The following is a 12,852-nucleotide window of genomic DNA, read 5'->3' as shown; positions in this document are numbered from 1 at the left end:
CTCCCACAACCCCGAGGAGACCGAGACAGATGCTGGACATCGCCGAGGAGCTGAACCGGTGGGTCGGGCAGGGCCGTGACTTCGCCGTGGCCACCGTGGTGGCCGTCGGCGGCAGCGCGCCCCGGCAACCCGGCGCCGCGCTCGCGGTGGACGCCGACGGCACCGCCATCGGCTCGGTCTCCGGCGGCTGCGTGGAAGGCGCGGTCTACGAGCTGTGCGAGCAGGCGCTGCGGGACGGCGAGACCGTCCTGGAGCGCTTCGGCTACAGCGACGACGACGCCTTCGCCGTGGGCCTGACCTGCGGCGGCGTCATCGACATCCTGGTCACCCCGGTGCGGGCCGGCGATCCGGTCCGCCCGGTGGTCCGGGCAGCGCTCACCGCCGCCGCGCGAGGGGAGGCGGCGGCGGTGGCGCGGATCGTGTCGGGCCCGGCCGAACTGACGGGCCGCGCCCTCCTGGTCCGCCCCGACGGCTCCTGGGAGGGCGGTTTCGGCGGCCACCCGGAACTGGACCGCACGGTCGCGGCCGAGGCGGGCGCCTTCCTGGACGCCGGCCGCACCGGCACCCTGGAGCTCGGGGAGCAGGGCTCGCGCTGCGGAGCACCGCTCACGGTCCTGGTCGAGTCCTCGGTGCCCGCGCCCCGCATGATCGTGTTCGGCGCGATCGACTTCGCCTCCGCCCTGGTCCGCGTCGGCAAGTTCCTCGGCTACCACGTGACGGTGTGCGACGCGCGGCCCGTCTTCGCGACCCGGGCGCGCTTCCCCGAGGCCGACGAGATCGTCGTCGAGTGGCCGCACCGCTACCTGGAGCGCACCGACGTCGACGCCCGCACGGTGCTGTGCGTGCTGACCCACGACGCCAAGTTCGACGTCCCCCTGCTGCGGCTCGCGCTGCGGCTGCCGGTGGCGTACGTCGGCGCCATGGGCTCCCGGCGCACCCACCTGGACCGCAACGCCCGCCTGCGTGATGTGGGCGTCACGGAGAGGGAGTTGAGCCGGCTGCACTCGCCGATCGGCCTCGACCTCGGGGCCCGTACGCCCGAGGAGACGGCCCTGTCGATCGCGGCGGAGATCGTCGCGGGCCGGCGCGGCGGCAGCGGCGTGTCACTGACCGGGGCCCACACGCCGATCCACCACGACCAGGAGTCCCGGGCGGTCGGGCGGATCGGGTCGGTGGCCTGACCTGGCCTGTCACGGCCTGACAGCGGATCAGTCCGCCGCGGCGGCCTCCAGGAGCGAGAACGGCTCGGCCTCCGGGAGCGGGGTGACCGAGAGCAGCGCGAGGCCGGCGGCCCGGCACAGGTCCTCGAAGTCCCGGCGGGTGCGTTCCCTGCCGCCCACGTTCACCAGCATGTTGAGGTCGCTGAGATACGTGCTCGCGTCACCGTCGGCCCCGACCGCCTCGGGCAGCACGGGTTCCAGGATCAGGACCCGTCCGCCGGACGGCAGTGCCGCGCGGCAGTGGCGCAGGATCGTGACCGCCCGGTCGTCCGGCCAGTCGTGCATGATGCTCTTCACGAGGTAGAGGTCCGAGCCCTTGGGCACCGAGTGGAAGAAGTCCCCGGCGACCAGGGAGCAGCGGTCGGCGAGTCCGTGCCGGCGCAGGGTCCCGGGCGCCTGGGCGAGGCCGTCGGCCGTGTCGAGGACGACCCCCTTGAGACCCGGGAACGCGGCGAGTACGGCGGCCAGGAGGGTGCCGTCTCCGCCGCCGACGTCCGTGACCGTGCCGAACCGGCCGAAGTCGAAGGCGCGCGGCAGGACGGCCGCGGCCTCCTCGGTGGCCTGGCTCATCGCCGCGTTGAACTCGGCGGACAGCTCGGGCCGCCGGGCGAGGTGAGTGAAGAAGTCCGTGCCGAAGACGGCGTCGAACGCGACGTCGCCGGTGCGGACGCTGTCGTCCAGGTGCTCCCAGGCCCGGGTGATCTCCGGCTCGGTGAACATCCGCACGAACGACGTGAGGGAGCCGGGACGGGCCGGGTCGAGGAGGGCGCCCGCCGGGGCCACCGCGAAGGTGCCGAAGCTGTGTTCCCTCAGCAGGCCGAGGCCGGCCAGGGCGCGCAACAGGCGGGTCATGGGCTGGGGTTCGGCTCCGGCGTCGTTGGCGACGTCGGCGGCCGGGCGGGGCGTGTCGCCGATCAGTTCGACGATCCTCAGCCGGACGGCCGCGCGTACGGTCTGCGCGGCCATGCTGCCGAAGACGAGGCGTACCAGCAGGTCGCGGTCGGTCATGTCCGGTGCCGGGGCAGGGGTGTTCGCCACGGGGCTCCTCCTGTGGTGTGGGATCCGATCAGCCGGCGGTGGTGGGCCGGCCAGGGCGGCGGTCCGGTCAGCCGGCCGTGGTGGGGCGGCCGGCCAGGGCGGTGGGCGTGCATCCGGCGAACGCCAGGACGTCACGGTGGAGATGGGGCTGGTCGACGTAGCCGCACGCCAGGGCCACGTCGGCGGGGTGGGCGCCCGCGCTGAGCGCACGGGCGGCGTGGTCGAAGCGGACCAGCATGGCGGCGCGCTTCGGGGTGAGGCCGATCTGGTCGCTGAACCGTGCCCACAGCCGCTTGCGGCTCCAGCCGCAGGAGGCGGCGAGATCTGCGACCCGTACCCGGCCGCGCCGGGCCACGATGGTGTTCCAGGCGGCGGCGACCTCGGGCGCCATCACCGGTGCGCGGGCGGCCCGTTCGGCGAGGAAGCCGTCCACCAGCGTGAGGCGTTCCTGCCAGGTCGGGGCGTCGGCCAGCCGCTCGCGCAGCCGCCGCTCGTCCCGGCCCCAGAGCTCCTCCAAGTCGGTGACGGACCCGTCCAGCTCGCGCGGGCCCACGCCCAGCAGGGCGTAGGCGGCCCGGGGCGACAGACGCATCTCGACGCACTCGACGCCCTCGCCCCGGATCCGGGCCGCCCCCGGTGACAGCCCGGCGACGAGGCTCCGCAGGGGCCGCCGGCCGGTGCCGCCCTCGACGGAGAGCGGCTCCTCCCCGAACCCGAGGACGACGATCACCGCCGGCTGCGGGAGCACGTGCAGGTCCAGTCCGACGGCGGCCCGGTCCCGGAACCCGGCCATCCGGACGCCGCCGAGCGACGTGCCGTCCAGGGGGAGGGCGACTTCCCAGCCGAGCCGGGCCTCCGTTTCGTCACCGCGCATGCCACTACGGTCGCCGACTTCGGCGGCCCTGTCTTGGAAGAAAGTTCCGCCCGAGCGGCCGCCGGGGCGTCACGCCTGTCTGAGCAGCCGGTTCAGTGCCCGCCCGAACACATACCGGGCGGATCGCCGCAGCAGGCCGTCGAAGAGGGAGGGCAGCGGACGGACCCGGATCTCCTCCCGCCACACCACGCGGGCCCGGCCCCCCGGCCCCGGGCGCACCTCCAGCTCCGCCCAGCCCAGTACGACCCGCCCCCGCTTCTCCAGCCGGCACCGCCCCGCGGCCCCGTCCTGCGGCGGCTGCCAGACCGTGACCTCCATCGGATCGTCGAAGGCCAGCGGCCCGACACCCGAACGGGCCACGACGAGCGTGCCCCTCCGGGTCGGCGCGGGCGGCTCCACCCTGACCGCCGTCAGCGGCACCACGTCCCCGTGCCGCCGCCACTGCGTGACCCGCCGCCATGCCTCGTCGAGGGGCAGCGGGACCGTACGTTCAAGCAGGATGTCCACCACGCCACGATCGTAGGGAACCGGTTGAACGGCCGGTGTGCCTAGCGAGCCACCCGGGCCACCGCTCCCGCCTCCAGGGCCACCCAGAGCGCGCCGTCGGGGCCCACCGTGATGCCGTGGGGTTCGGAGGCCGGGGACGGCAGGGCGTGTTCGGTGAGGGTGCCGTCCGGGGCGCGGTGGGCGACGCGGTCGGCGGCCCACAGGGTGAACCAGCAGTCCCCGGGGCCGGTGGTGGTGAGGGCGTGGGGGCGGGACGCGGGGTCGGGGAGGGGGAACTCCTCGACCCGGCCGGCCGGTGAGATGCGGCCCAGCCGGCCCGCGGCGATCTCCACGAACCACAGGTCCGTGCCGTCGCTCGTGATGCCGACCGGTGCGGCGCCCGGGGTGGGCAGGGGGTGCAGGACGACGGTGCCCTCGACGGTGATGCGGCCGATGGCGTCGGCCTGGTTGAGGGTGAACCACAGCGCGCCGTCCGGGCCGGTGGTGAGGGCCGAGGGGGAGGCGCCCGTCACCGGGAGGGCGAACTCGGTGAACGCGCCCTCCGGCGTCACCCGCCCGATGCGGTCCGTGTTCATCTGCGTGAACCACAGCGCGCCGTCCGGGCCCGCCGTGATGCCGTACGGGCCGCAGTCGGGTGTCGGCGGCCGGAACGACTCGGTTTCGCCGTCGACCGTGACGCGCCCGATCCGGTGGTCCCCGAGGCGGGTGAACCACAGGGCCCCGTCCGGGCCGGGCGTGATGACCGCGGGGCGGCAGGACGGCGAGTCCAGCGGGTACTCCGTGAGCTCGCCGTCCGGGGTGAGGCGTCCGATCCGGCCGCCGTGCACGAAGGTCAGCCACAGGGCCCCGTCGGGCCCGGTCGTGATGCCGTACGGGCCGGCGTCCCGGTCCGCGACGGCGAACTCCTGGACGGCGGGGATGTCGGACACGGGGTCTCCCTTCGACGCCCTCGCACCCTCCCCGCGCGCGACGGCGGACGCAACTCCTTTTCGGCGCCGAAGCGTCGGTCGTCGTGCGGTTTATACACGCTGTTCATAGTGTCTCGGCGCCCCCTCTGGTTACTCGCGCCGTCACGCAAGTGAAAGCGAGTGGAGGGAGAGCCCCATGGGCGGACAAGCGTGGCGCCGGGCGCTGGTGACCGGTGGCGCCGGATTCGTGGGGTCCCATCTGTGCGCGCGGTTGCTCGACACCGGCACGGACGTCGTGTGCCTGGACAACCTGGCCACCGGCTCCCGCGCCAACGTGGCCGAACTGGAGCAGCGGCCCGGCTTCCGTTTCGTGCCCGGCGACGCCACCGACCCGGCGGTCTGGCGGGCCCTGCCCGGCCGGTACGACCTCGTGCTGCACTTCGCCTGCCCCGCCTCGCCCGCCGACTACCTGCGGCTGCCGCTGGAGACCCTCGACGTCGGCAGCACGGGCACCCGCCTGGCGCTGGACCGGGCCCGCGCCGACGGCGCCCGCCTCGTCCTCGCCTCCACCTCCGAGGTCTACGGCGACCCGCTGGAGCACCCGCAGCACGAGGGCTACTGGGGCAACGTCAACCCGGTCGGGCCGCGCAGCGTCTACGACGAGTCCAAGCGCTTCGCGGAGGCCCTGGTCACCGCCCACCGCGGCGTCCACGGCACCGACGCCGCCATCGTCCGCATCTTCAACACCTACGGGCCCCGCATGCGCACCGGCGACGGCCGCGCCGTGCCCACCTTCATCGCGCAGGCCCTCGACGGCATGCCCCTGACCGTCGCCGGCGACGGCGCGCAGACCCGCTCCCTGTGCTACGTCGACGACACCGTGGAGGGCGTGCTCGCGCTGGCCGCCGCCGACGAGACCGGGCCCGTGAACATCGGGGGCGGCGACGAGATCACCATGCTGGAGCTGGCCCGCAGGATCGTCGAGCTCACCGGCTCCGCCTCCCGCATCCGGTTCGTGGACCGCCCGGTCGACGACCCCGGTCGGCGCCGCCCCGACACCCGGCTGGCCCGGGAACGGCTCGGCTGGCACCCCCGTGTCGGCTGGAGCGAAGGGCTGGAGCGCACCATTGGCTGGTTCTCGCGGTCCGTCGCGGCCTGAGCCGGTCACAGAGCGGTCATCGCCGACCGACAGAAAGTAAAAAATCCGGCTTTGTGTCGACAGTTGGCTCCAAGTGTTTGAGACAGCTGCACCGCGGCACTCGCCAGCACCGTAGTCGTCACACGCCGCTCGGGACGGAGCACACCCCCCATGCGCATCCTTGGTATCAACGCCCTGTTCCACGACCCGGCCGCCGCTCTCGTCGTCGACGGCCACACGGTGGCGGCCGCCGAGGAGGAGCGCTTCAGCCGCCGCAAGCACGGCAAGCGCCCGCTGCCGTTCTCCGCGTGGGAGCTGCCCGAGCTGTCCGCCCGCTGGTGCCTGGAGCACGCGGGACTGCGACCCGAGGACCTGGACGCCGTCACCTACTCCTTCGACCCGGCGCTCGCCCGCCCCGCCCGCGACATGGGCCTCGACGACCCCTGGGACCCGCTGCGCCTGGAGTACGCCCGCCGCGCCCCCGAGTTCCTCGCCGAGGCCCTGCCCGGCCTGGACCCCGAGCGGGTCGTCTTCGTGCCCCACCACGTCGCCCACGCCGCCTCCGCCGGGCCCGCCTCCCCCCACCCCGACAGCGCCGTCCTCGTCCTCGACGGCCGCGGCGAGGCCGCCTCCCACCTGGCCGGCCGCTACCACGACGGCACGCTGGACACCCTCGCCACCCAGGCGCTGCCCGACTCGCTGGGACTGGTCTACGAGGAGCTGACGGAGCACCTCGGCTTCCTGCGCAGCAGCGACGAGTACAAGGTGATGGCCCTCGCCTCCTACGGCACCCCGCGCTTCCTGCCCGGACTGCGCCAGTACGTCCACCCCACCGGCCACGGCGGCTTCCGCGCCCACGGCGTCGACTGGGCGTCCTTCGCCCCGCCCCGCGCCCCGGGCGAGGCATGGACGCAAGGCCACGCCGACCTCGCCGCCAGCACCCAGGCCGTCCTGGAGGAGGTCCTGCTGGAGCTCGTCGACTGGCTGCACCGCGAGGCGGGCGGCGAGGCACTGGCGATGGCCGGGGGAGTCGCCCTCAACTGCGTCGCCAACTCCAAGATCGCCGCCAAGGGGCCCTACCGGGACGTCTGGGTGCAGCCCGCCGCCGGTGACGCCGGCACCGCCCTCGGCGGCGCCCTGCACCACGCCGCGGCGCACACCGGACGGCCCGCCCCCATGCCCGGCGCCGACCTCGGCCGCGGCTGGAGCGACGACGAACTGCGCGCCCGCCTCGACACCGCCGCCGTCCCCTACGAGGAGCCCGACGACATCGCCGAGACCGTCGCCGAAGTGCTCGCCCAGGACGGTGTCGTCGCCTGGTTCCAGGGCCGCAGCGAGTACGGCCCGCGCGCCCTCGGACACCGCTCCCTGCTCGCCCACCCCGGCCGCGCCGAGAACCTGGAACGCCTCAACCACGTCAAGGGACGCGAGGAGTTCCGGCCCGTCGCCCCCATGGTGCTGGCCGACCGCGCCGCCGAACTGTTCTCCGGCGGCCCGCTGCCCAGCCCGTACATGCTGTTCGTGCACGACGTCGCCGAGCGGTGGCGCGAGCGCATCCCGGCCGTGGTGCACGTGGACGGCACCGCCCGCATCCAGACCGTCGAGGAACGCCGCGAACCGCTCGTGGCGCGGATGCTGCGCGCCTTCGAACGACGCACCGGGCTGCCCGTGGTCGTCAACACCAGCCTCAACACCGCCGGCCGGCCCATGGTCGACGACCCGCGCGACGCCCTGGAGTGCTTCGGGTCCGCGCCCGTCGACCTGCTGGCCATCGGGCCGTACGCGGTCCGCCGCTCTCGCGCGTACGGAGGGAGGACCGCCGCATGACCCCTTACGCCGTGGTGATCCCCACCCTCGTGCGGGACACCCTCGCCGACTGCCTCGCGGCCCTCGCCGCCGCGACCGGGCCGCGCCCCGAGGAGATCGTCCTCGTCGACGACCGGCCCGACCCCGAACCCGGGAAGCTGGAGCACCCGTTGAGCGTCCTCGGCGATCTGCGGGAGCGCACCACCGTGCTGGGCGGCGGCGGTCGTGGGCCCGCCGCCGCCCGCAACACCGGGCTGCGGGCCGTGACCGCGCCGTGGACCGTGTTCCTCGACGACGACGTCCAGGTCGGGCCCCACTGGTGCGACCAGCTGGCCGAGGACCTCGCCGAGGCGGCCCCCGACATCGCGGGCGTCCAGGGCGTCATCGCCGTGCCCCTGCCCGGCGAACGCCGCCCCACCGACTGGGAACGCGGCACCGCCGGACTCGCCCGGGCCCACTGGATCACCGCCGACATGGCCTACCGCACCGAGGCCCTCAAACAGGTCGGCGGCTTCGACGAACGCTTCCGGCGCGCCTTCCGCGAGGACGCCGACCTCGCGCTGCGCGTCCTCGACGCGGGCTGGCGCATCCGCCAGGGCCGGCGCACCACCCGCCACCCCGTGCGCCCCGCCGACCGCTGGGTGTCCGTACGGCAGCAGCGCGGCAACGCCGACGACGCCCTCATGCGGCATCTGCACGGACGCGACTGGTGGGACAAGGCGGTCGCGCCGCGCGGCCGGATCCGCAAGCACGCCGCGATCACCACCGCGGGCGTCGCCGCGTGCGCCCTCGCCGCCACCGGGCACGCCCGGGCCGCCACGGCCTGCGCGCTCGGCTGGGCCGCGGGCACCGCCGAGTTCGCCCGGGCCCGCATCGCCCCCGGCCCGCGCACCCGCCGCGAGGTGACGACGATGCTGGCGACCAGCGTGCTCATCCCGCCCGCCGCGACCTGGCACCGGCTGACCGGCGAATGGCGCCACCGCCACGCCCACGCCTGGCAGGAGGTGGCACGATGAGCCCGGTCAAGGCCGTGCTGTTCGACCGCGACGGCACCCTCGTCGAGGACGTCCCCTACAACGCCGACCCCGACCGCGTCCGCCCCGTCGACGGCGCCCGCGAGGCCCTCGCCCTGCTGCGCGCGCGCGGCATCCGCACCGGCGTCGTCACCAACCAGTCCGGCGTCGCCCGCGGCCTGCTCACCGACGCCGACGTGCGGAACGTCAACCACCGCGTCGACGAACTCCTCGGCCCCTTCGACGTGTTCGCCGTCTGCCCACACGGCCCCGACGACGGCTGCCACTGCCGCAAACCCGAGCCCGGCATGGTGCTGTGGGCGGCCGGACGGATCTGCACCGCCCCCGCCGACCTCGTCGTCATCGGCGACATCGGCGCCGACGTGGAGGCCGCCCGCCGGGCCGGCGCCCACGGCATCCTCGTCCCCACCGCGCAGACCCGCCCCGAGGAGACCGCGGCGGCCGACCACGTCGCCCCCGACCTGCTCACCGCCGTCCGCGCGGTGCTCGACGGACCGCCCCGGGGCCGCGTCCTCGCCGACGAACGCCCTATGCAGGAGGCCTTTACCACCGGCCCGGGCCAGGGGAGGTGCCGGTGAAAGCCCTCGTGACCCGCCTCGACAGCTTCGGCGACGTGCTGCTCGCCGGACCCGCGATCCGCGCGGTCGCCGCCCGCGCCGACACCGTCACCCTGTTGTGCGGACCGCGCGGCGCCCCCGCCGCCCGCCTGCTGCCCGGCGTCGACGACATCCTCGTCTGGGACGCCCCCTGGGTGGGCTTCGATCCCCCGCCCGTCGGCCGCGGCGAGGTCGAGCAGCTCATCGACACCATCGACGCCGACACCGCGCTCATCCTCACCTCCTTCCACCAGTCCCCGCTGCCCGCCGCCCTGCTGCTGCGCCTGGCCGGCGTCGGCTGCATCGCCGCCGACAGCGAGGACTACCCCGGCTCCCTCCTCGACGTACGGCACCACCGCGCCCCGCACGCCCACGAGGCCGAGGCCGCCCTCGACCTCGCCGGGGCCGCCGGATTCCCGCCCGCCGACGACACCCGACTCCGGGTGCTGCCGCCGCCCGCCACCGCCGGGCTCACCGGCCCCGGACCGTACGTCGTCCTGCACCCCGGGGCCAGCGTCCCCGCCCGCGCCTGGAGCCCGGACCGCTGCGCCGAGGCGGTGCGCGAACTGGCCGCCGCCGGACACCGGGTGGTGGTGACCGGCAGCGCGGGGGAGAGGGACCTGACCGCGTACGTCGCGGGGGAGCACGCCCTCGACCTCGGCGGCCGCACCGGCGCGGCGGAACTGTCCGGCGTCCTCGCGGGCGCCGACGCCGTCGTCACCGGCAACACCGGCCCCGCCCACCTCGCCGCCGCCGTCGGCACCCCCGTCGTGTCCCTGTTCGCGCCGGTCGTGCCGGCCGAACGCTGGCGGCCGTACGGCGTGCCGTACGTGTTGCTCGGCGACCAGGACGCGCCGTGCGCGGACAGCAGGGCCAGGGAGTGCCCCGTGCCCGGCCACCCCTGCCTGGACACCGTGACCGCGCACGACGTGGTGACCGCCGTCGAGAAGCTGCGGGGGGAGACATGAGGATCCTGCTCTGGCACGTGCACGGATCGTGGACCACCGCCTTCGTGCAGGGCCCGCACACGTACGTCGTCCCCGTCACCCCCGACCGCGGACCCGACGGCCTCGGCCGCGCCCGCACCTGGGACTGGCCCGACTCCGTCGTCGAGGTGCCGCCCGAGCGGCTGCGCGACGAGCACATCGACGCCGTCGTGCTGCAGCGCCCGCACGAACTCGCCCTGGTCGACCGGTGGCTGGGCCGCCGCCCGCCGCTGGTGTACCTGGAGCACAACGCCCCGCACGGCGACGTGCCCGACACCCGGCACCCCGCCGCGGACATCCCCGGCGCCACCCTCGTCCACGTCACGCACTTCAACCGACTGATGTGGGACGCCGGTGCCACCCCCAGCACCGTCATCGAACACGGCATCGTCGACCCCGGCCCGCTGTGGACCGGGGAGCTGGAACGCGCCGCCGTCGCCGTCAACGAGCCCCTGCGGCGCGGCCGCACCACCGGCACCGACCTGCTGCCGGCCTTCGCCGAGGCCGCCCCGCTGGACGTCTTCGGCATGAACACCGAGGGTCTCGCGGACCGGCTCGGCATCCCCGCCGAGCGCTGCCGCAGCCACGAACTCGTCCAGGCGGAGCTGCACGCGGCGATGGCCCGCCGCCGCGTCTACGTCCACCCCGTGCGCTGGACCTCCCTCGGCCTGTCCCTGCTGGAGGCGATGCACCTGGGCATGCCCGTGGTCGCGCTCGCCACCACCGAGGTCACCGAGGCCGTACCCGCCGGCGCCGGAGTGGTCTCCAACCGGATCGAGGAACTGACCGACGCCGTACGGGACTTCCTCGCCGACCCGCTGCACGCGCGGATGGTCGGCGAGGGCGCGCGGGCGGCGGCGCTCGCCCGCTATGGGCTGTCCCGCTTCCTGGACGACTGGGAGCGGTTGCTGAAGGAGGTGGCCCGATGAGGATCGCCATGGTGTCCGAGCACGCGAGCCCGCTCGCCGCGCTCGGCGGCGTCGACGCCGGCGGCCAGAACGTGTACGTGGCGCGCCTGAGCGAGGAACTGGCCCGCCGCGGCCACGACGTCACGGTCTACACCCGCCGTGACGCGCCCGACCTGCCCGACCGCGTGCCGCTGCCCGGCGGCGCCGTCGTCGAGCACGTGCCCGCCGGGCCGGCCGCCCCCGTACCCAAGGACGACCTCTTCCCGCACATGCCCGCCTTCGGCGCCTGGCTGGCCCGGGCCTGGGCCCGCGAGCGTCCCGACGTCGTGCACGCCCACTTCTGGATGTCCGGCATGGCCTCCCGGATCGGCGCCCACCCGCACGGCGTGCCCGTCGTGCAGACCTTCCACGCCCTGGGCACCGTCAAGCGCCGCCACCAGGGCCGGCGCGACACCAGTCCGCCCGAACGGGTCGGCATCGAGCGGCAGATCGGCCGCGGCTGCGCCCGCGTCCTGGCCACCTGCGGCGACGAGGTGCACGAACTGGCCGAGCTGGGCGTGCCGCGCTCGCGGGTCTCGGTGGTGCCCTGCGGGGTGGACGCGGACCAGTTCCGGCCCGGGGCCCCGCCCGACGGCGTCCCCGCCCGCCGACGGCCGCACCGGCTCCTCGCCTGCGGCCGCCTCGTCCCGCGCAAGGGCTACGACCAGGCCGTCCGGGCCCTCGCCCGCGTCCCCGACGCCGAACTCCTGATCGCGGGCGGCCCCGCGGCCGGCCTGCTGGACGACGACCCGGAGGCCCGGCGGCTGCGCCGCCTCGCGGAACGCACCGGCGTCGCCGACCGGGTGCGGCTGCTCGGCGCGGTCGACCCGGCCGCCATGCCCGCCCTGATCGGCAGCGCCGACCTGGTGCTGTGCACCCCGGTCTACGAGCCGTTCGGGATCGTGCCGCTGGAGGCCATGGCCTGCGGCGTGCCCGTCGTCGCCACCGACGTCGGCGGCCACCGCGACAGCGTCGCCGACGGCACCACGGGCCGGCTCGTCCCGCCGCAGGACCCCGAGTCGGTCGCCGCCGCCGTACGCGAACTCCTCACCGACGACGCACTGCGCCGCCGCTACGGCACCGCCGGCCGCGAACGCGTCCTGACCCACTACACCTGGCGGCGCGTCGCCGACGGCGTCGAGCAGGTCCACCGTCAGGTCCTCGCCGGACACGCACAGCAGAAGGAGGTGGCGTGATGACCGTGCACCCGCCCGTCACCGGGCACTGCGACGAACTCCAGGACGCCCTGACCGCGTTCCGCGCCTCGGCGCACATCACCGAGCGGTGGGGCGAGCGCCTGGCCGCGGTCCTCACCGGCGGCGGCCGGCTGCTCGCCGCGGGCAACGGCGGCAGCGCCGCCCAGGCCCAGCACCTGACCGCCGAACTCGTCGGCCGCTACCGCGACGACCGGCCGCCGTTCTCCGCGCTGGCCCTGCACGCCGACACCTCCAGCACGACCGCCATCGCCAACGACTACGGCGTGGACGAGGTGTTCGCCCGCCAGGTCCGCGCCCACGGCCGCCGCGGCGACGTCCTGATGCTGCTGTCCACCTCCGGCGCCAGCGCCAACCTGCTGTCCGCGGCCGACGCGGCCCGCGCGGCCGGGGTCCGCGTGTGGGCGCTCACCGGACCCGCGCCGAACCCGCTGCTCGCGGGCAGCGACGAGTCGCTGTGCGTCGAGGCGCCGACGGCCGCCACCGTCCAGGAACTCCACCTGGTCGCCGTGCACATGGTGTGCGCGGCGTTCGACGCGGCGGTGGAACGCGGCACCTGGCGCACCGGCGACGGCGGGAGGTGA

13 protein-coding genes are annotated in these 12,852 nt (G+C 75.5%); 9 read left to right on the top strand and 4 right to left on the bottom strand.

What is annotated here, in order from left to right; all coding sequences use genetic code 11:
* The first annotated feature begins 29 nt into the window (after positions 1 to 29).
* Positions 30 to 1,181 carry an XdhC family protein gene (locus ACSUPV_RS08225; protein ID WP_436947219.1) on the top strand — a complete coding sequence of 384 codons (1,152 nt, stop codon included), beginning with the start codon at positions 30 to 32 and terminating at the stop codon, positions 1,179 to 1,181.
* 27 nt (positions 1,182 to 1,208) lie between these two features.
* Here the strand turns inward: ACSUPV_RS08225 and ACSUPV_RS08220 are convergent, their stop codons facing one another.
* From ACSUPV_RS08220 to ACSUPV_RS08205, 4 genes are all read right to left on the bottom strand, one after another.
* Positions 1,209 to 2,228 (bottom strand): methyltransferase, encoded by a 1,020-nt coding sequence (locus ACSUPV_RS08220; RefSeq protein ID WP_436949885.1) that lies wholly within the window; start codon positions 2,226 to 2,228, stop codon positions 1,209 to 1,211.
* Positions 2,229 to 2,325: 97 nt separating this feature from the next.
* Complete coding sequence (locus tag ACSUPV_RS08215) at positions 2,326 to 3,132, bottom strand: helix-turn-helix domain-containing protein (RefSeq protein ID WP_359794175.1); 807 nt, start codon at positions 3,130 to 3,132, stop codon at positions 2,326 to 2,328.
* A gap of 69 nt (positions 3,133 to 3,201) precedes the next feature.
* Complete coding sequence (locus ACSUPV_RS08210; RefSeq protein WP_037767059.1) at positions 3,202 to 3,642, bottom strand: SRPBCC family protein; 441 nt, start codon at positions 3,640 to 3,642, stop codon at positions 3,202 to 3,204.
* 38 nt (positions 3,643 to 3,680) lie between these two features.
* Positions 3,681 to 4,568: a virginiamycin B lyase family protein gene (locus ACSUPV_RS08205; protein ID WP_031121159.1), complete on the bottom strand. Its 888-nt coding sequence runs from the start codon at positions 4,566 to 4,568 to the stop codon at positions 3,681 to 3,683.
* A gap of 175 nt (positions 4,569 to 4,743) precedes the next feature.
* Between ACSUPV_RS08205 and ACSUPV_RS08200 the strand changes: the two genes are divergently transcribed.
* The 8 genes from ACSUPV_RS08200 to ACSUPV_RS08165 all read left to right on the top strand — a co-directional run bounded on the left by ACSUPV_RS08200 (position 4,744) and on the right by ACSUPV_RS08165 (position 12,852).
* A complete protein-coding gene (locus ACSUPV_RS08200) occupies positions 4,744 to 5,706 on the top strand; it encodes an NAD-dependent epimerase/dehydratase family protein (RefSeq protein WP_078651020.1) in 963 nt (320 codons plus the stop codon).
* Between the two features lie 150 nt (positions 5,707 to 5,856).
* Positions 5,857 to 7,512: a carbamoyltransferase family protein gene (locus ACSUPV_RS08195; RefSeq protein ID WP_436947218.1), complete on the top strand. Its 1,656-nt coding sequence runs from the start codon at positions 5,857 to 5,859 to the stop codon at positions 7,510 to 7,512.
* A complete protein-coding gene (locus tag ACSUPV_RS08190) occupies positions 7,509 to 8,507 on the top strand; it encodes a glycosyltransferase (RefSeq protein ID WP_436947217.1) in 999 nt (332 codons plus the stop codon). Before ACSUPV_RS08195 ends, ACSUPV_RS08190 begins: the two co-directional genes overlap by 4 nt.
* Complete coding sequence (locus tag ACSUPV_RS08185; protein ID WP_436947216.1) at positions 8,504 to 9,103, top strand: D-glycero-alpha-D-manno-heptose-1,7-bisphosphate 7-phosphatase; 600 nt, start codon at positions 8,504 to 8,506, stop codon at positions 9,101 to 9,103. Before ACSUPV_RS08190 ends, ACSUPV_RS08185 begins: the two co-directional genes overlap by 4 nt.
* Positions 9,100 to 10,089 carry a glycosyltransferase family 9 protein gene (locus ACSUPV_RS08180; RefSeq protein ID WP_436947215.1) on the top strand — a complete coding sequence of 330 codons (990 nt, stop codon included), beginning with the start codon at positions 9,100 to 9,102 and terminating at the stop codon, positions 10,087 to 10,089. The genes ACSUPV_RS08185 and ACSUPV_RS08180 overlap by 4 nt, the downstream gene beginning before the upstream one ends.
* A complete protein-coding gene (locus tag ACSUPV_RS08175; protein WP_382615504.1) occupies positions 10,086 to 11,036 on the top strand; it encodes a glycosyltransferase in 951 nt (316 codons plus the stop codon). Before ACSUPV_RS08180 ends, ACSUPV_RS08175 begins: the two co-directional genes overlap by 4 nt.
* Positions 11,033 to 12,250 (top strand): glycosyltransferase, encoded by a 1,218-nt coding sequence (locus ACSUPV_RS08170; RefSeq protein WP_382615506.1) that lies wholly within the window; start codon positions 11,033 to 11,035, stop codon positions 12,248 to 12,250. Before ACSUPV_RS08175 ends, ACSUPV_RS08170 begins: the two co-directional genes overlap by 4 nt.
* Entirely contained in the window at positions 12,250 to 12,852 is a 603-nt protein-coding gene (locus ACSUPV_RS08165) for a D-sedoheptulose-7-phosphate isomerase (RefSeq protein WP_037767077.1), read from the top strand. The genes ACSUPV_RS08170 and ACSUPV_RS08165 overlap by 1 nt, the downstream gene beginning before the upstream one ends.

Origin of the sequence: Streptomyces sp. SudanB52_2052 (assembly GCF_964272415.1) — a bacterium.
In the GTDB taxonomy this organism is placed as follows: domain Bacteria; phylum Actinomycetota; class Actinomycetes; order Streptomycetales; family Streptomycetaceae; genus Streptomyces; species Streptomyces olindensis.
The sequence above is the reverse complement of the archived record's forward strand: the minus strand, read 5'-3'. Positions and strand labels throughout refer to the sequence as shown.